Raw genomic sequence first — 17035 nt, forward strand, 5'->3', positions numbered from 1 at the left:
ATCGGCGGCGCTCAGGCGCATTCGCGCGGATTAGGACGCTTTGATATAGCAGCTTTTGATGTCAACATCGTCGTGCGCGTGCCTGAGATCGGAGAAATAGGTCACGCCAAAGAGAATTGATACCACCAGCAGCACGGAAACCAACAGGCCGATAATCGCCAGCAGTTTGGTTTCATCATGGAGATTAGGCTCCATTTTATCTCCCCTAGTTAATCGCGTCAGGTCACCCACAGCGTGACCGCCAGCGTAAAGATAATCAGTGAGCAGGACGCCACCGCCAACACGACGATAGCAAATTGCGCATCACCCAAGGTTTCTCGATAGTTTTTATCCGTTGAGGCGTTACGCTGTTGTTTCACTAAATCGGTTTTCACTCGTTCAACTGCTGCATTGCTGTTTGGCGGGGCAAAAGGCCCCTCAGTATAAGGCGTTAACGTTGCCGCCTTGGGCGTTCCGGCCTCAACCGGGGCATGACGCTATCAACTTTCCCCATCAGGGTCAACACCGCACCTGCCGGCGAGCGAGCGGGTACACAGGGTAGATGTAACCGACATTGATATAGCAAGGGAATAAGAGACGGCGATTACAGAGGACAAAAAAAAGCCCGGTACGCAACCGGGCTCTGGCAGAGCGACAGATTATTGCGGGATACGCAATACCTGCCCCGGATAGATCTTGTCCGGGCTCGACAGCATCGGCTTGTTGGCTTCGAAAATCTTGTTGTACAGATTGGCGTTGCCGTACATCTCTTTGGAGATCGCGCTCAGCGTATCGCCCTTCTTCACGGTGTAGAAACGGCTCTCGGCGTCGGATTGCGCCACCGCCACCTTGTCTTCCACGCCGCTGATGCCGGCCACGTTGCCGATCGCCACCAGAATCTTCTCTTTCAGCTCCTGGCTGACGGCATCGCCGGTCACTACGGCTTTACCATCGACCACCTGCACATCGACTTTGTCGGTGCCTGGCAGGCCGCTCTTATCGAGATGCTCCTTGAGTTTGGCGCTTTGATCTTCGGCGGAGGCATTGCCGGTGACTGTATCCCACAGTTTTTCGCCCGCTTCTTTGACGAAGTTAAACAAGCCCATATTCACTCCTTTTGATGGTTGCACTGATGCATTGAAGTAAGGCTTGTTAAGCTTAGCATCGTCAAAAGGATATGCCATCCGCTCCCGGCGTCAGAAATGGTTAGAGAATTCCGAAAGTGCCGTCAGCGGCGTCTCGATGGCGATTTATCACGCAATGATGCTGAAAAATCGCGCTTTTTTACCTACACTGTTGCCTACAGGGCGGTTCGACGAAGGAGGCATGCAACGATGTACGCATTGGTGATGTTTGTCTGTTATCTGGATGGCGGCTGCAGTGAAATGGTGGTCGATATATTGCGCGACGAACCGCAATGCTTGATCGCGATGAAGGAACAGAACCTGCGCCACGCCGGTTGTTATCCCATGGAAGAGTTTATCGACGGCTTTTGGTTACCGGCCAGCGAATATTCGGATTTTTAACGCCTTCCCCGTCCGGTGCTGAGGAATTTCTGATTTCATCGGAAACTTCGTCTGCCTCCGAGGCTTTAGGCCGCTGTTTTGCTAAATTGCGGCTCCCGAAGAAGAGAGACAGAGAAAGGTCATGTCAGCATCAGCTCATTCCAACGAGCATTATGAAATTCTGCTGCGCAACGTCAGCCTGGCGTTGGGCGATGCGGTGTTGCAGTTAATCAAAAACCATAAAAAGGTCTCCGGCAGCAATATTCTTTCACAGTTGGTCACGGAGATAGAACGCGAGCAGGATCAGCAACGTTTCGCCGCGCTGCGTTCTGCCATCGAACTGGTGGGATTGGCGCCAAAAGGCTGAGCACCTGAAAAAACGAAGGCAGGGCTTGCGCCCTGCCTGATTACCGATCCCGACACAGGATGAAGGTAATGATGGAAACTTAGAAGCGGTAGGTCAGGTTGACAGCAACAATGTCGTCGGTGCTCAGCTTCAGTTTGTTGTCGTCGTTCAACTGGTTGATCTTGTAGTCGACGTAGGTGTACATGTTTTTGTTGAAGTAGTAAGTCGCGCCCACTTCCACGTATTTCACCAGATCGACATCGCCAATCCCTTCAATGTCCTTGCCTTTGGACTGTACGTAGGCCACGGACGGACGCAGGCCGTTTTCGAACTGGTACTGAGCCACAACTTCGAAGTTTTGCGTTTTATTGGCGAAGCCTGAAACGCCGTTGCCGCTGATCGGCGTCATGTTGCGGGTATCGGCATACATGGCCGCCAGATAGACCTGGTTGGCGTCATATTTGATTGCGGTGGTCCAGGCGGTGGCCTTATCCCCTTTACCATACTTCAGCGCCTTCTGGTCGCTGGTACGGTTGGAATCAGAGAACGCCGCCGCTACGCCGATGCCGCTGCCGCCGATGTCCTGATAGTCCAGAGACATGCCGTAGCCGTCGCCGTTTTGCTTGCTGACGCTGCGGCCGTCACCGTCGTTTTTACCCTGGTACTGCAACGCCAGGTTCAGGCCTTCCACCAAACCGAAGAAGTCACGGTTGCGGTAGGTTGCCAGGCCGTTGGAGCGCGCGGTCATGTAGTTGTCGGTGTAGCTGTAGGAGTCGCCGCCGAATTCCGGCAGCATGTCGGTGTAGGCTTCGGCATCGTACACCACGCCGTAGTTACGGCCGTAGTCGAACGAGCCATAGTTGGCGAACTTCAGGCCGGCGAAGCCCAGACGCGTTTTGGTGCCGGTGGTGCCCTGCGCTTCGTCGTGGTTGGAAGCAACCTGGTATTCCCACTGGCCGTAACCGGTCAACTGATCGTTGATTTGGGTTTCGCCTTTAAAGCCCAGACGAACGTAAGTTTTGTCGCCGTCTTCACCCTTGTCTTTACTGAAAACGTGTTTGGCAGCAACGCGGCCGTACAGGTCGAGTTTATTGCCATCCTTATTATAGATTTCAGCCGCGTTGGCGAAGGAGGTGACCGCCCCGAGGGCGACAGCTAAGGCTAATACACTGCGTTTCATCATTTATTTTCCTAGATATTATAATTAGAACCCTGCCCGTCACGCCCAATTTATATTTTGGGCTGTGATTTTATCTTTTGGTATTTTATGAGCTCCCCTAATGCGGGGGTGATGTGACATTAGCATCATGAATCAAAACTTAAAATCAAAAAGTTCATGAAACAACGAGGAGAAAGCATGTTTATTTGTAACTAAATATTACAACAAGGGAATTGCACAACTCATTGAATATAAGAACATTTCATCACATAAGTTATAACCAAAATGGTGCAATGCACCAATGCAGTGCATTTTGGTTTCGTTTTGTGTGCTTTCTGCACGATCCCAAAGTAACAACAAAATTAGCATGGTTATTAAAAACGTTACTTATTTCACATTTTTATCTTAACAAATTCACCAGGCAATTAAGACTTTCAGCTAATCATCTGACACCGCCTTTTATTCATTCACATAAGGGAATCTCTTCGGAACGAATAAAATTCGCCTTACGCCAATTAAAATAGCGGGAAATAGCAGAATAAAATAATGAAGGGAATAACGGCGGCACGCTGACGGCGCCGCCGTGGATAAATCAATACAGCGTAGAGCGGGGCACTTCGTTCAACAACATACCGGCGCGCAGGCCCAACGCCACATTGGGGTTAGGGAACAGTATCCACGCGCCCTCCTGGCCCACGCGATAGTCCTCCTGCGGCTGCTCGCACAGCAACATGCCCGGTTTCAGTTCGGTGAAGTTGGCCGTGTCATCGCCCAGGTGCAGCTTGAAATCTTCGCTGTGCTTGATCAACGAGTGCATCACGCGGAAAACCCGAATCTCATCGGCCGCACGCACCGGCAGGGGCCCTTCACTGACCGCCGCCCGCAGAGCGAGATCGATGGCGGCGAACTGCTGCAGATCGTTGCTGCCGAACGGCCGCGCCTTGCCCAACTCGAGCGTACAGCTCGCCGCATTGAGATGTTCGCTGGAATAATGGCTAAACGTGCCGCCCGGCGCGCTGTGTACCACCAGCGCATCCAGATCGGCCGCATCCAGCAGCTTCAACATCGGCTCGCTGTACGGGCGTTTCTGGAAAGGCAGAATGCCAAAGCGCGGCAAACGCGATTCACGGATGGCGGTGTGCAAATCGTAATGGAAACGCGCCGCCTGTTCCCCATCGAAAAAGGCGGCGAGCGCACGCTCCAGCTGCTGCGCACGCACGGTTTCGCCGCTGGCGGCGAAGTTGCGGTAGCGGCCGCCGAACATGCGGTTCATATCGCTGTGCAGATAACGCTTGCCGGCCCGCATCGCCGCCGGGTTACCCAACACCACCAACAGCCGCACCCTCAGCGGCAACCGGCCGGCCAGCAGGTCGCCGACCAGCTGATTGAGCAGTTCGATCGGCGCAGTTTCGTTGCCGTGCACCCCCGCCGACATCACCATCGCCTGGCGGTAGGGTTGCCGCGGCGTGAGCTCCAGCACCCCTTCCCCCTGCCAGCGCCAGCGCAGCTGCGGGGTTTCACCTTGCCATTCGACGGGTTCGTTCCCTTCCAGCGTCAGGGGCAGTAGATCGATCATGCCGCCTCCCTTAGCGTTGGAATGGATAGATGGAGCCGAGACCGAGGATCGACGTCAGCGAATCCAGCGCCTCGCGCCCTTCGCGCAGCAGCAGCGGATCGGCCAGATCATCCTGCGTCAGGCGATCGCGATAATGGCGGTCGACCCATTCGTTCAGCGTCGCGAACAGCCGCTCGTTCATCATCACGCGCGGGTTAACCGCCCGCAGCTCCTGCTCGTTAAGCGCTACCCGCAGCCGCAGGCAGGCCGGGCCGCCGCCGTTGCGCATGCTTTCACGCAGGTCGAACACGCGAATTTCCTCGATCGGGCCGCCGCTGCCGACCATGTCGTTGAGATAACGCCACACGCCGGCGTGCTGACGCGACTCCTCCGGCACGACGATCATCATCTTGCCGTTCGGCTTGGTAAGAATTTGGCTGTTGAACAGGTAGGTCGCCACCGCGTCCGCCACCGAGACGCGCTCCGTCGGCACTTCGATCGCCACCAGCTCGCTGTCCAGCGTCGCCATCTTGCAGCGCACTTCATCCAGCGCCTGCTGCTGGCGGTAAAACGCCTGCTGGTGGTGGAACAGCACGTTCTGGTTGCTGACCGCAATCACGTCGTTATGGAACACGCCCTGATCGATCACCGCCGGGTTTTGCTGCACGAAGACCGTATGCTGTTCGTCCAGCTGGTGCAGGCGAGCGATCGCCTCGCCGGCTTCGCGCGTCTGGCGCGCCGGATAACGCGCCGGCGCCGTTTCGCCGCCGAACTCCTGCCGACCGTAGACGAACACCTGCACGCTGCGTTTGGCATAGTCGCCGCCCAAACGGTTGTGGTTGGCCGCCCCTTCGTCACCGAACAACGCCACCTGCGGCAGTGCTTCATGGTGGGCGAAATGCCGATCGTCGCTGAACATCGCCCGCAATACGGCGGTGGTGGTTTCCGCTTCGATGGCGCGGTGGAATTTGTTATTCAGGTTGGCAGCGGTGAAATGCACCTTGCCGTCGGCGCTGTCCGCCGAGGGCGACACGGTGGCCGCATTGGCGGTCCACATGCACGACGCCGAACTGAGCGCCGACAGCAGGCGCGGCGACTGACGCATCGCCTGCGCCAGCACCGCCTCATCGCTGCCGCTGAAGCCCAGGCGACGCAGCATCGGCAAATGCGGGCGTTCCTGCGGCGGCAGTACCCCTTGCTGGAAACCGAGATCGGCCAACGCCTTCATTTTCAGCAAGCCTTGTTTCGCCGCCAGCTTCGGGTTCGATACGCTGTTTTGATGCTGCGTCGACGCCTCGTTGCCGAACGACAACCCGGCATAGTGGTGCGTCGGCCCCACCAAACCGTCGAAATTGACTTCATATCCTGACATGTTCATCCCCTGGGGATAGCGTGCGGCGACGCCGGCGCGCCGCCGCAGACGATTAACGGAACGCCAAGCCCGGCGAGAGCGTCGTCGGCAGCGACAGGCTTTCACTTTCCAGCGAAGCCATCGGCCAGGCGCAATAGTCCGCCGCATAGAAGGCGCTTGGGCGATGGTTGCCGGAGGCCCCCACGCCACCGAACGGCGCCGCGCTGGACGCCCCGGTCAGCGGCTTGTTCCAGTTGACGATGCCGGCGCGCGCTTCCAGCAGCAATCGCTCGAACAGCTCGCGCTGCGGCGATACTAGCCCTACCGACAGGCCGTAGCGCGTCCGGTTGGCCAGCTGCAGCGCCTCGTCGAAATCGCGGTAACGCACGATGGTGGTCAACGGCCCGAAATACTCTTCATCCGGTACGCCGGCCACGCCGGTCAGATCGACGATGCCCGGGCTGAGCAGCGAGCTGCCCGGCTCCAGCAGGCGCATGGTCAGCAGCGATTTGCCGCCTAGCGCCAGCAAGTGCTGCTGCGCTTTCAGCATGTTTTCCGCCGCGGCTGCCGACACCACCCCGCCCATGAACGGCTGCGGTTCGGCATCCCAGCGGCCGACCCGCAGTTCGCCCGCCACCTGGACCAGACGCGCGATAAAGGCATCGCCTTCGGCCCCCTGCTTCACCAGAATACGGCGTGAACAGGTGCAGCGTTGGCCGGCGGAGATAAACGCCGATTGGATAGCCAGGTTGACCGCCGCATCGCGATCGTCGAAACCGTCGACGATCAGCGCGTTGTTGCCGCCCATCTCCAGCGCCAGGATCTTCTCCGGCTGCCCCGCCAGTTGGCGATGCAGGTGATAGCCGGTGCCGGCGCTGCCGGTGAACAGCAGGCCGTCGATATCCGCGCTGGCCGCCAGCGCTTCGCCGGTCTCGCGGCCGCCTTGCACCAGGTTGATCACCCCGTCCGGCAGACCGGCCTGCAGCCACAGCTTGAGGGTCTCCTCGGCGGTCAGGGGCGTCAGCTCGCTCGGTTTGAATACCACGCAGTTACCGGCCAACAGCGCCGGCACGATATGGCCGTTCGGCAGATGGCCGGGGAAGTTGTAAGGCCCGAACACCGCCAGCACGCCGTGCGGACGATGGCGCAGCACCGAAGCGCCGTCGGCCATCGCCGTCTGGCTAAAGCCGGTGCGCGTCTGATAGGCCTGCAGCGAAATGCCCACCTTGCCGATCATCGCCTGAATTTCGGTCAGCGTTTCCCAGCGCGGTTTGCCGGTCTCGCGGCTAATGGTTTCCGCCAGCGACTGCTTGTGTTCTTCCAGCAAGGCGGCGAAGCGTTTTACCAGCTGTTCACGCTGCTCGAACGGCGTACGTGCCCAGGCAGGGAACGCGGCACGCGCGGCTTCGCAGGCGGCGGCAACGTCACCGGCATCGGCGGCGTTGGCTCGCCACAGCGGCTGGTTGCCGACCGGATCGGCTTTGCCGAACTCGGCGCCGCGGCCCTGCCGCCAGACGCCGTTAATCAACAGTGCTGGATGGGACATCATGCTTTCTCCTGTGCAATAAGGGGGAGCACCCGCACCGGGCTGCCCTGCTCGACGCCCAGCGCCGCGGCGGTGGCGGCGTTGATATGCAGGCGGTCGTCATACAGATCGGCATTGACCAACAGTGCGCGGTAGTTCTGATAGTTGTCGTTGGCCACCAGATGCACCGGCGCATCGGCGCGCATCGGCGTGTCATCCAGCACCACTTTCACCAGGCGGCTCTGCTTCACCGCGCGGATGTGGTCGATTTCGGCTTCCAGCGTCGGGCCACCGTCGAAGATATCGACGTAGCCCTGATAGCTCAGGCCTTCCGCCTCCAGCAAGCGGCGCGCCGGCAGGGTTTGCGGGTGCACCTCGCCGATCACCTTCTGCGCGTCTTCGGCCAGGAAATCGACATACAGCGGATGTTTCGGCATCAGCTCGGCGATAAACGCCTTCTGCCCGGTGCCGCTCAGGTAGTCCGCCTTGGCAAACTCGATGGAGAAGAAATGGTGGCCGACGCTCTCCCAGAACGGCGAACGGCCGTTTTCATCGGAGAAACCGCGCATCTCGGCGATCAGGCGCCGTGAGAAACGCTCGCGGAACGCGGCAATAAACAGGAAACGCACCTTCGACAGCAGCTTGCCGTTCTCGCCGTGACGATAATCCGGATCGAGGAACAGCGTGCACAGCTCCGAATGGCCGGTATGGTCGTTGCTGAGGAACAGCGTCGGCACCGATTTATAGACGTTCAGCTGTTTGGAAGCGTGCACCTGCGTGCCGACGCGGAAGCTGTACCAGGGTTCCGCCAGGCCGACGGCCACTTCGATCGCACAGACACCCACCGCCTGCCGGCGCTCGCTGTCCTCCAACACGAACAAATAACACTGGTCACTTTGCGGAAGTTCGCCTTGCCAGGTTTTTAACGCCCGCTCAATGCGTGCCGACAGGGTATCTTCATTTTGCGGCAGTGAAGTGAGACCAATGCCGGATTTACCGGCAAGCGTCAGTAAATCCGCCAGATCGCGACGCTCTATAGGGCGAATAATCATCATAATGCGAACCTCTTCTGAATCAGGCTGCGCCGGTGAAGGCACAGCCCGCTGATTAGCTGCAAATGCGCGCCACGGCGCGCGCGAATCGCGCCAGCCCCTCTTTCACATCCTGCTCAGGGATGATCAGCGACGGCGTGAAACGCACCACGTCCGGGCCGGCGATCAGCGCGATAACGCCTTCTTCATTGGCCAGCTGGGTGATCTGCTTCGCTTTGCCGGCATAGTCTTTCGTCAATTGGCAGCCGATCAGCAAACCGCCGCCGCGAATCTCGGCGAAAATCGGATACTGGCGGTTGATGTCGTTCAACCCGTCGATAAACCACTGGTGACGCTGTTTGACGCCTTCCAGCACTTCCGGGGTGTTGATGATGGAGAACACCGCCCCCGCCACCGCCGTCGCCAGCGGGTTGCCGCCGTAGGTCGTGCCGTGGGTGCCGACGCCCAGCGTTTTCGCCAGCGCATCGGTGGTCAGCATGGCGCCGATCGGGAAGCCGCCGCCCAGCGCTTTGGCCGTGGTCAGCACATCAGGCACCACGCCGTACTGCATGTAGGCATACAGGTGGCCGGTGCGGCCGACGCCGGTCTGCACTTCGTCGAAGATCAGCAGCGCATTATGGCGATCGCACAGTTCACGCAGCCCCTGCAGGAAACTGGCTTCCGCCGGTAGCACGCCGCCTTCGCCCTGGATAGGCTCGACGATCACCGCACAGGTGCGATCGTTGATAAGCTCGGCCGCCACGGCCAGATCGTTATACGGCGTATGGGTGATGCCGCCTGGCAGCGGTGCAAAGTCCTGCGAATATTTTGGCTGGCCACCGGCGGACACCGTAAACAGCGTGCGGCCGTGGAACGCGTTGTTGAACGCCACAATCTGATCTTTACCGGCGCCGTGCTGGTCGTGCGCATGCTTGCGCGCCAGTTTCAGCGCCGCTTCGTTGGCTTCAGCGCCCGAGTTACAGAAGAACACCTTGTCGGCGAAGGTGGCGTCGATCAGCTTTTTGGCCAGGCGCAGCACCGGTTCGTTGGTATAGCCATTGCCCAGATGCCACAGTTTGCCCGCCTGCTCCACCAGCGCCGCCTTGACCGCCGGGTGCGCATGCCCCAACGCGTTAACCGCAATGCCGCCGGCGAAATCGATGTAAGACTTACCCTGCTGATCCCACACCTGCGATCCTTCTCCCCGCACCAGAATAAAATCGGCAGGGGCATAAACCGGGACCATCCAGTCATCGAAAGACTGGCGGGTAACTGCGATTGGCTGTTCCATAGTGACCTCATAATCTCAGCAAAGGCTGAATTTTGACTGTAAGGACCGCTCAAGCCCGGCTAGGCCGCCACAATGCAAAAAAACCGTTGTTCAAAACCGACTTTCCCGGCGGAGAAAATGCTGTCCCTTACCGCTGATTTAGAAACAAATCTGTTACATAAAATCGGTTTTTCACTATTTATGGCGTATATCCGGTCCCTGAGCGGGGAGTAAATGTTAACGAGCAGTTAAAATACATGTCGTTTGATAAAGAGTGTAGAGCAGCTATCGTGCCAAAACGGGATTTTTGCCGTATTTTGCTATTTTTTACGTTAAAACAACGGCTTATAATGAATATTTATTCATTTTCTATGCATTGGTAATGCATAAATTAAAAAATAAGGCCTAAAATCATCATTGCGCGCGAAATCCTATTCAATTACGAAAAACTTCAGGATTTCTGATCGGGCTCGCAAAAATAATTTCCCCCCCTTTGCTCGCTATCACGCTTTTTGCCCCCATCGGGTGCAGCGGTGCGCCAAAATTGTGCAACGCGGCAGCGACGCAGAGATCTCCCCCGCCATGCTCCCGAAACAGGGCCGCGCTGACCGTGGCTCCTGCTTTGCGCGCCAGCGTCTACACTGTGATCCTGACCGCCCCTTCTCTTCTGCGCACAAGGAGTCACCATGCCCAAGAAAACCGTCGATCTCAGCCAGCCGCACGCCCAGCACGACATCCGCGCGTTTCTCGACGCGCTGAATGCCGGCGGCGGTAAACCCATGGAACAGATGAAGCCCAAAGAGGCGCGCAGGGTCTTGGAGGACGCGCAGCGCAGCGTCGAGGTGCCGCTGCGCGAGATCGAGATCAGCGAGAAAACCATTCACGTAGAAGGTCAGGATATTCTGTTGCAGCTGGTGCGGCCGGCCAGGGTCAAAGAGGCGTTGCCGGTATTCATGTTCTTTCACGGCGGTGGCTGGGTGCTGGGCGATTTCCCCACCCATGAACGGCTGGTGCGCGATCTGGTGCACAGCTCAGGCGCGGTGGCGGTGTTCGTCAACTATCCCCGTTCACCGGAGGTGCGCTACCCTGAGGCGATCAACCTGGCTTACGCCGCCACCGAATGGGTGGCCGAGTACGGCGAGAAGATCAACGTCGACGGTTCGCGGCTGGCGGTGGTCGGCAACAGCGCCGGCGGCAATATGGCGGCGGTGGTCAGCCTGATGGCCAAAGAGAAAGGCATACCGGCGCTGCGTTGCCAGATCCTGCTGTGGCCCGTCACCCGCGCCCAGTTTGATACCGACTCCTATCATCAGTTCGCCGAAGGCCATTTCCTGACTCGCAACATGATGAAGTGGTTTTGGGACAGTTACGCGCCCGATAAGGCGCAGCGCAAAGACATCTACGCCTCGCCACTCAACGCCACACCGGAACAGCTGCGGGGTTTGCCGCCGGCGCTGGTGCAAACCGCCGAGCTGGACGTGCTGCGCGATGAGGGCGAAGCCTACGCGCGTCTGCTCGATGCCGCCGGCGTCGAGGTCACCTCCACCCGCTATAACGGGCTGATCCACGACTACGGCCTGTTGAATCCGCTCGCCCACGTCCCGGCGGTGCATTCGGCGATCCACCAGGCCGGGCGCGCGTTGAAGCACTACCTGTCCTGACGCTAGCCGACCACATGGCACGCCACCTGATGACCGGGCGCCACGCTGCGCAGGCGCGGCGCCTGTTCACGGCACTGCGCCGTGGCCTGCGGGCAGCGCGGATGAAAACGGCAGCCGTGCGGCGGGTTGGCGGGATTGGGCGGCTCGCCGCTTGCTGCCCGCGGCAGCGAGCGATGCACATCCAGCGTCGGCACCGCCGCCAGCAAGGCCTGCGTGTAGGGATGCAGCGGCCGACGAAATAACGCATCGCGGTCGGCACTCTCGACGATCTGCCCCAGGTACATCACCGCCACGTCCTGACACAGGTGCTCTACCACGCCGAGATCGTGCGAAATAAACAGCAGCGTCACCCCCTGCCGTTCCTGCAAATCGGAAAACAGATTGATGATCTGCGCCTGAATCGACACGTCGAGCGCCGATATCGGTTCGTCGGCGACGATAAACTCCGGCTGCAGGATCAGCGCGCGCGCGATGCCGATGCGCTGGCGCTGGCCGCCGGAAAACTCATGCGGAAACCGCCCGTAATGCTGTGGAGACAGCCCGCAGATCGACAGGGTATCGAGCACTCGCTCGCGCAGTTCCGCCTTGCTCGCCAGGCCGTGCTGCAACAGCGCTTCGCCGATGGCGTCGCCCACGCGCAGGCGCGGATTCAGCGAGCTGTACGGATCCTGAAACACCAGCTGCATTTTCGGCCGCAGGGCGCGCAACGCCTCTTTGCTCAGGCTATCCAACGCCTGCCCTTTGAACATCACCTCGCCGGCGGTTTTGTCGTGCAGGCCGAGCAGCGTGCGGCCAACGGTGGTTTTGCCGCTGCCGGACTCGCCCACCAGCCCGAAAATGCGGCCCTTGCGAATGCTGAAGCTGACGTCGTCCACCGCCTTCAGCTGGCCGGTGGTTCGCCCGAACAGCCCGTCGCGCAGCGGGAAATATTTCTTTAATCCTTTCACTTCCACCAGAGGTTCAATCGACATGCGGGCGCCCTCCCGCGTTGAGGAAACAGGCGGACTGGCGCTGCGGTGTGCCGTACAGCGGCGGAATGCCATCGCGGCAGCGAGCGGAGGCCTGCGCACAGCGCTCGGCAAACGCACAGTGTTCAGGCAAGCGCGCCAGATCCGGCACCTGGCCGGGAATGGAATACAGACGGCGGAGCCGCTGGCCCGGCACCGGCCGCGAGGCGATCAGCCCCTGAGTATAAGGATGCCGCGGCTCGGCCAACACTTCCCGGGTCGTGCCCTGCTCGACGACGCGCCCGGCGTACATCACCGCCAGCCGGTCCGTCATCTGGGCGATCACCCCGAGATCGTGGGTGATCAAGATCATCGCCATGTTGTGTCGCCGGCTCTGCTCGCGCAGCAACGCCAGGATCTGCGCCTGTACCGTGACGTCGAGCGCCGTGGTCGGCTCATCGGCGATCAGCAGCGCCGGGCGGCATCCGATCGCCATGGCGATCATCACGCGCTGCAGCATGCCACCGGACAGTTGATGCGGGTAGCAGCGCATCAGCGCCTCCGCGCGCGCCAACCCCACTTCCGTCAAGAGTTGAATCGCCTGACCCCAGGCCGCTTTCGGCGACAGGGCCAGGTGGCGAATCAGCGGCTCCACCAGCTGTTCGCCGAGGGTCAACACCGGATTGAGCGCACTCATCGGCTCCTGAAAGATCATCGCCAGCCGGTTGCCGCGCAGATCGGCCATCTTTGATGCCCGTAGCGACAGCAGGTTCTGCCCTTCAAAGCGAATTTCACCGCCGTCTACCTGCGCCAACGGCTGCGGCAGCAGCCCCATCAGCGCCATGGCGGTCACGCTTTTGCCGCAGCCCGACTCGCCGACGATCCCCAGCGTTTGCCCGGCCTGCAGCTCAAGGCTGACCTGCTGCACCGCCCGCACCGGCCCTTGCTCTCCCTGAAACGACACCGACAGTCGATCGAACGCCACCAGCGGTTGGCTCATCGTGTTACCCCGTTCATTTTCGGATCGAGCGCGTCCCGCAGACCGTCGCCCAAGATATTGATCGCCACCACGGTGACGAAGATCGCCAGCCCCGGCGGCATCCACAGCCAGGGGCGGCGCTGAAAGTCGATCAGGCTGTTGGCGGCATCCATCATGTTGCCCCACGATGGCGTCGGCGGCACCACGCCCAGCCCGAGGTAGCTCAACGCCGATTCGCTGAGAATGGCGTTAGCCACCGCCATGGTGGCCACCACCACCAAAATCGGCACGGTGTTGGGCAGCAGATGGCCGAACAGACGCCGCCGGGTGGAGAGCCCCAGCACCTCGGTGGCCAGCATGAAATCCCGCTCGCGCAGCGACAGGATCTGGCCGCGCACCAGCCGCGCCAGCGACGGCCAGCCCAGCAGGCTCAGCATGATCATCACCATGTAGATGCGGTAGTCCGGCGAGACGTCGAGCTCGGTCAGCATCGCCCCCATGATGATCAGCAGCGGCAGGCCGGGAATGGTCATCAGCAGATCGGCGAAGCGCATGATCAGCCTGTCCGCCACGCCGCCCAAATAACCGGCGAGCGCCCCCAGCACATAGCCCAGCGTCACCGACAGCAGCATCGACACCAGGCCGATGGTCAGCGATATCCGCCCCGCCAGCAGCAGCCGGGTGCAGATATCGCGGCCGAGAAAGTCGGTGCCCAACCAGTGCGCGCCGCTCGGCGCCTGATTGATATTCAGCACATCGCCGGCGTCGTCGCGCCACGGCGACAGCGACGGCCCAATCAGGCACAGCAACGCCAACAGCACCAGCAACGCCAGCGAGATCATCGCCGGCCGGTGGCGACGCAGTCGTCGCCAGGCCTGCGCGGCGGGCGGCGGCGACAGTTGCGCCAGCGCGGGCAGTTGGGCCTGACGCCAGCGGCGGCGGCGGCCGAAAAACAACGTAGCCAACATAGCGTTACCTCAAACGAATACGCGGATCGGCATAGGCGTACAGAATGTCCGCCAGCAGATTGCCGAGAATGGTCAAGGCTGCCAGAAACAGCGTGAATCCCATCAGTACCGGGTAATCACGCGCCGCCAGCGAATCGATATGGATATGCCCGGCGCCCGGCCAGTTGAAGATTTTTTCGGTGATCAGCGCGCCGGAGAACAATCCCGGCAGCTCGAACCCCAGCAGGGTGACGATCGGCAACAGCGCATTGCGCAGCGCGTGTTTGAGGATCACCGTTTTCTCCCTGAGCCCCTTGGCGCGCGCGGTGCGGATATAGTCCATGCGGATCACGTCCAGCATGCTGGCGCGGAAATAGCGCGTCAGGCTGCCGGCCTGCAGCATCACCAGCGCCAGCACCGGCAGCAGCAGGTGCGCCGCCACTTCCAGCGCCCACGCCAGCCCGCTCGCTTCGCTTCCGGTGCGCAGCATGCCGCCCGCCGGTAGCCAGTGCAGATCGACGGCGAACCATTTGATCAGCAGCAGACACAGGAAGAACGTCGGAAACGACATGGCGGCGAACACCGCCACGGTGATCAGATGATCGAACAGCGAATAGGGTTTCATCGCCGAGATCACCCCCACCGCCAGCGCGATGCCCCAATACAGCACCATCGCCACCGCCGCCAGCAGGAACGAGTTCCAGATGTATTGGTTCAGCAGCGTGCTGACCGGGATCTGATACTGCAGCGAAAAACCGAGATCGCCCTGCAGCAGCCGGCCGAGCCAGTGCAGGTAGCGGCTGAACAACGGCTGATCCAACCCGTACAGCGCCCGCAGCTCGGCGGCGCGTTGCGCGGTCAGGTTGATGTTGCCGTCGATAAAGTCACCGGGCGCCAGGGCGAAGATGCAAAAAATCAGCAAGGAAGCCAACAGCAGCATCGGGATCGTCTGCAACAGACGGCGCAGGATAAAATTTCTCATCGCGAATTCCATCGCCGCCGCCCGGAGTGGCGCGGCGGCGTCAGGGCGTTACGGCGCCGGTTTGACGTTCGGCAGGCTGCCGACCAAGCCGTTGTAGATATCCGGTTTAAAGCCGGTGACGCGCGCGCTGCTGGCGCTCAAAATCTCGCGGTTGCCGAGCAGGATCACCGGCGGATCGTCCGCCAGCGCCTGATACAGCTGATGGTAAAGCGGCTTACGCTGCGCGATATCCAGCGTGGCATTGGCCCTGGCGATCAGCGCGTCTACCTGCGGATTGTGATAACCGGTCTCGCTCTCGCGACTGATGAAATCGCGCACGCCATCGTGCGGATCGTTCAACGTGCTGGTGCTGAGGGACGCCAGGTCGTAATTGCCCGCCTTGCGCTGCGCCAGCAGCGCGTTGAAGTCCAATACCTGCGGTTTCAGCACCACGCCGAGCCGGCGGTAGTTGTCCTTGGCGATCGGCACCAGCGCGTCATTGATCAGCTTTTTGGTCACCAGCAGCGTCAGCTCCAGCTTTTTACCGTCTTTTTGCCGAATGCCGTCCGCGCCCACTCGCCAACCGGCCTCGTCCAACAGCTTCCCGGCCTTGTCGAGATCGTAAGCGTAGGGATTGATGCCGTTCGCATCATAGGCCCAGGAGATCGGCGAGATCGGCTGGTTGGCGACCTTGCCGTAACCCTGGTATACCACGGCGATCAGTTTTTGCCGATCCAGGCCGTAGATCAGCGCCTGGCGCACCCGTTTGTCCTGCAGCGCCGGGCGCTTGAGATTAAAGTCGATGCGGCTGTAATCGCTTGAGCTGTAGAGGTTGATATTGGCGAAGCCGAGCAGCTTGAGCTGTTCGATATCGTCCGGCTTGGCGGTAAAGGCGTCGTAGTCGGTCTCACCGGTCTGGAACAGCTGGAAGTTGGTGGCCGGGTTGGTGACGCGGTAGATAAAGCGCGCCATCGGCGGCGCACCGAGATAGAAGTTCGGGTTGGCGTGGAAGCGGATCTCCTGCCCCGGCACGTACTTGTCGTAAATATAGGGGCCGTTGCCGAGCGGCTTGCCGTTGAAGGCGCGCACGCCGTCGAGCTTGCCGCGCTGATAGTCTTTGCCGTAGTAAGCCCGCGACAGCACCGGCCCGCCGATCAGTTGCAGCGTAGTCGCGCCCGGTTGGGTGGTGACGATCTGAATGGTGCGATCGTCGATCACCTTCAGGCCGCTGATGCCGGCGGCGGTGCCGTTTTTATACTCGGCGCCGCCCTGGATGTGCGCCGGCGTGATGTCGGTGTCACCGTCATAGGCCGGATCGTGCAGCAGCGTCAGGGTAAAGGCGATATCGTCGGCTTTCAGCGGCGAGCCGTCGCTGTAGACCAGATTCGGCCGCAGCTTGATGGTGTAGGTCAGGTTATCGGGGCTGACCTGCCAGGACTCCGCCAATCGCCCTTCCGGCTTGCCCTGGCTGTCCAGGCCGATCAGGCGGCTGAAGATCACGTCGGTCACGTTCTCGTCCCAGCCGTTGGTGAACAGATACGGGTTGAAAATCCCCTGCGGCTCCGAGATGCCCGCCACCACGGTGTCTTTACGCAGCTTGGCGGCGGCCGGTACCCGAGCAGCGTCGCTGGCCGGCGTGATGCCTTCGGCCAGCGTTTCCGCCTGCACGCCGGCGCTCAGCCCCAGCGCGCAGACCAGCGCCAGCGGCGTTAGCCGATAGCGCAACAGTTTGTTTAGCCTATTTTTTATTCCACTCACCCGCTGCCCCTCGTCTTCCCGTTGATAAAAATGTGACAAAATTTATCGCAGAGTAATGGGC

The 17035-nt window shown here is 60.4% G+C and carries 17 protein-coding genes; 3 read left to right on the plus strand and 14 right to left on the minus strand.

Translation table 11 applies throughout. The features are described from left to right. Positions 1-30 precede the first annotated feature (30 nt). The 3 genes from AWX27_RS25310 to lysM form a co-directional block, all read right to left on the minus strand. The gene (locus AWX27_RS25310) at positions 31-195 is read right to left on the minus strand and encodes a hypothetical protein (protein WP_164491940.1); all 165 of its coding nucleotides are present in this window, start codon (positions 193-195) and stop codon (positions 31-33) included. A gap of 23 nt (positions 196-218) precedes the next feature. Beyond that, the gene (locus tag AWX27_RS25315) at positions 219-374 is read right to left on the minus strand and encodes a hypothetical protein (protein ID WP_016927390.1); all 156 of its coding nucleotides are present in this window, start codon (positions 372-374) and stop codon (positions 219-221) included. Between the two features lie 264 nt (positions 375-638). Then, positions 639-1085: a peptidoglycan-binding protein LysM gene (gene lysM / locus AWX27_RS17265; RefSeq protein ID WP_016927389.1), complete on the minus strand. Its 447-nt coding sequence runs from the start codon at positions 1083-1085 to the stop codon at positions 639-641. Positions 1086-1313: 228 nt separating this feature from the next. Between lysM and AWX27_RS17270 the strand changes: the two genes are divergently transcribed. Next, on the plus strand, positions 1314-1505 hold the full coding sequence (locus AWX27_RS17270) for a YdfD/YebW family protein (protein ID WP_038877040.1): 192 nt from the start codon (positions 1314-1316) through the stop codon (positions 1503-1505). 121 nt (positions 1506-1626) lie between these two features. After that, the gene (locus tag AWX27_RS17275) at positions 1627-1851 is read left to right on the plus strand and encodes a biofilm development regulator YmgB/AriR family protein (RefSeq protein ID WP_060423997.1); all 225 of its coding nucleotides are present in this window, start codon (positions 1627-1629) and stop codon (positions 1849-1851) included. 79 nt (positions 1852-1930) lie between these two features. On the opposite strand, the gene ompC is transcribed toward AWX27_RS17275, so the two are convergent. From ompC to AWX27_RS17305, 6 genes are all read right to left on the minus strand, one after another. Beyond that, on the minus strand, positions 1931-3013 hold the full coding sequence (gene ompC / locus AWX27_RS17280) for a porin OmpC (protein ID WP_060423999.1): 1083 nt from the start codon (positions 3011-3013) through the stop codon (positions 1931-1933). Positions 3014-3581: 568 nt separating this feature from the next. After that, complete coding sequence (astE, locus tag AWX27_RS17285; RefSeq protein WP_060424002.1) at positions 3582-4565, minus strand: succinylglutamate desuccinylase; 984 nt, start codon at positions 4563-4565, stop codon at positions 3582-3584. A 10-nt stretch (positions 4566-4575) separates the two neighbouring features. Further along, positions 4576-5916, minus strand: coding sequence for an N-succinylarginine dihydrolase (gene astB / locus AWX27_RS17290; RefSeq protein ID WP_060424115.1), 1341 nt, complete (start codon positions 5914-5916; stop codon positions 4576-4578). 52 nt (positions 5917-5968) lie between these two features. Further along, a complete protein-coding gene (astD, locus tag AWX27_RS17295; RefSeq protein WP_060424118.1) occupies positions 5969-7441 on the minus strand; it encodes a succinylglutamate-semialdehyde dehydrogenase in 1473 nt (490 codons plus the stop codon). Further along, positions 7441-8475 (minus strand): arginine N-succinyltransferase, encoded by a 1035-nt coding sequence (gene astA, locus AWX27_RS17300; RefSeq protein WP_038877029.1) that lies wholly within the window; start codon positions 8473-8475, stop codon positions 7441-7443. The genes astD and astA overlap by 1 nt, the downstream gene beginning before the upstream one ends. 52 nt (positions 8476-8527) lie before the next feature. Beyond that, positions 8528-9742 carry an aspartate aminotransferase family protein gene (locus AWX27_RS17305; protein WP_060424005.1) on the minus strand — a complete coding sequence of 405 codons (1215 nt, stop codon included), beginning with the start codon at positions 9740-9742 and terminating at the stop codon, positions 8528-8530. Positions 9743-10407: 665 nt separating this feature from the next. Here AWX27_RS17305 and AWX27_RS17310 point away from each other — a divergent pair. Further along, positions 10408-11382 carry an alpha/beta hydrolase gene (locus tag AWX27_RS17310; protein ID WP_060424008.1) on the plus strand — a complete coding sequence of 325 codons (975 nt, stop codon included), beginning with the start codon at positions 10408-10410 and terminating at the stop codon, positions 11380-11382. Between the two features lie 2 nt (positions 11383-11384). On the opposite strand, the gene AWX27_RS17315 is transcribed toward AWX27_RS17310, so the two are convergent. Genes AWX27_RS17315 through AWX27_RS17335 form a run of 5 tightly spaced genes read right to left on the minus strand, consistent with a single transcriptional unit; the run spans position 11385 to position 16941 of the window. After that, positions 11385-12353 carry an ABC transporter ATP-binding protein gene (locus AWX27_RS17315; protein ID WP_060424011.1) on the minus strand — a complete coding sequence of 323 codons (969 nt, stop codon included), beginning with the start codon at positions 12351-12353 and terminating at the stop codon, positions 11385-11387. Then, on the minus strand, positions 12343-13329 hold the full coding sequence (locus tag AWX27_RS17320) for an ABC transporter ATP-binding protein (RefSeq protein WP_060424013.1): 987 nt from the start codon (positions 13327-13329) through the stop codon (positions 12343-12345). The genes AWX27_RS17315 and AWX27_RS17320 overlap by 11 nt, the downstream gene beginning before the upstream one ends. Continuing rightward, entirely contained in the window at positions 13326-14276 is a 951-nt protein-coding gene (opp4C, locus tag AWX27_RS17325; RefSeq protein WP_060424016.1) for an oligopeptide ABC transporter permease, read from the minus strand. The genes AWX27_RS17320 and opp4C overlap by 4 nt, the downstream gene beginning before the upstream one ends. A 4-nt stretch (positions 14277-14280) precedes the next feature. Beyond that, positions 14281-15237 carry an ABC transporter permease gene (locus AWX27_RS17330; protein ID WP_048234726.1) on the minus strand — a complete coding sequence of 319 codons (957 nt, stop codon included), beginning with the start codon at positions 15235-15237 and terminating at the stop codon, positions 14281-14283. A gap of 48 nt (positions 15238-15285) precedes the next feature. Continuing rightward, positions 15286-16941, minus strand: a complete 1656-nt coding sequence (locus tag AWX27_RS17335; RefSeq protein ID WP_060424019.1) for an ABC transporter substrate-binding protein — start codon at positions 16939-16941, stop codon at positions 15286-15288. Between the last annotated feature and the right edge of the window lie 94 nt (positions 16942-17035).

Origin of the sequence: Serratia sp. 2880STDY5682894 (assembly GCF_001537385.1) — a bacterium.
Lineage (GTDB): Bacteria > Pseudomonadota > Gammaproteobacteria > Enterobacterales > Enterobacteriaceae > Serratia > Serratia nevei.

Coding starts and splice junctions, on each gene's coding strand:
- AWX27_RS25310 (WP_164491940.1), bottom strand. CDS start 195: ATGGAGCCTAATCTCCATGATGAAACCAAACTGCTGGCGATTATCGGC.
- lysM (WP_016927389.1), bottom strand. CDS start 1,085: ATGGGCTTGTTTAACTTCGTCAAAGAAGCGGGCGAAAAACTGTGGGAT.
- AWX27_RS17270 (WP_038877040.1), top strand. CDS start 1,314: ATGTACGCATTGGTGATGTTTGTCTGTTATCTGGATGGCGGCTGCAGT.
- AWX27_RS17275 (WP_060423997.1), top strand. CDS start 1,627: ATGTCAGCATCAGCTCATTCCAACGAGCATTATGAAATTCTGCTGCGC.
- ompC (WP_060423999.1), bottom strand. CDS start 3,013: ATGATGAAACGCAGTGTATTAGCCTTAGCTGTCGCCCTCGGGGCGGTC.
- astE (WP_060424002.1), bottom strand. CDS start 4,565: ATGATCGATCTACTGCCCCTGACGCTGGAAGGGAACGAACCCGTCGAA.
- astB (WP_060424115.1), bottom strand. CDS start 5,916: ATGTCAGGATATGAAGTCAATTTCGACGGTTTGGTGGGGCCGACGCAC.
- astD (WP_060424118.1), bottom strand. CDS start 7,441: ATGTCCCATCCAGCACTGTTGATTAACGGCGTCTGGCGGCAGGGCCGC.
- astA (WP_038877029.1), bottom strand. CDS start 8,475: ATGATGATTATTCGCCCTATAGAGCGTCGCGATCTGGCGGATTTACTG.
- AWX27_RS17305 (WP_060424005.1), bottom strand. CDS start 9,742: ATGGAACAGCCAATCGCAGTTACCCGCCAGTCTTTCGATGACTGGATG.
- AWX27_RS17310 (WP_060424008.1), top strand. CDS start 10,408: ATGCCCAAGAAAACCGTCGATCTCAGCCAGCCGCACGCCCAGCACGAC.
- AWX27_RS17315 (WP_060424011.1), bottom strand. CDS start 12,353: ATGTCGATTGAACCTCTGGTGGAAGTGAAAGGATTAAAGAAATATTTC.
- AWX27_RS17320 (WP_060424013.1), bottom strand. CDS start 13,329: ATGAGCCAACCGCTGGTGGCGTTCGATCGACTGTCGGTGTCGTTTCAG.
- opp4C (WP_060424016.1), bottom strand. CDS start 14,276: ATGTTGGCTACGTTGTTTTTCGGCCGCCGCCGCCGCTGGCGTCAGGCC.
- AWX27_RS17330 (WP_048234726.1), bottom strand. CDS start 15,237: ATGAGAAATTTTATCCTGCGCCGTCTGTTGCAGACGATCCCGATGCTG.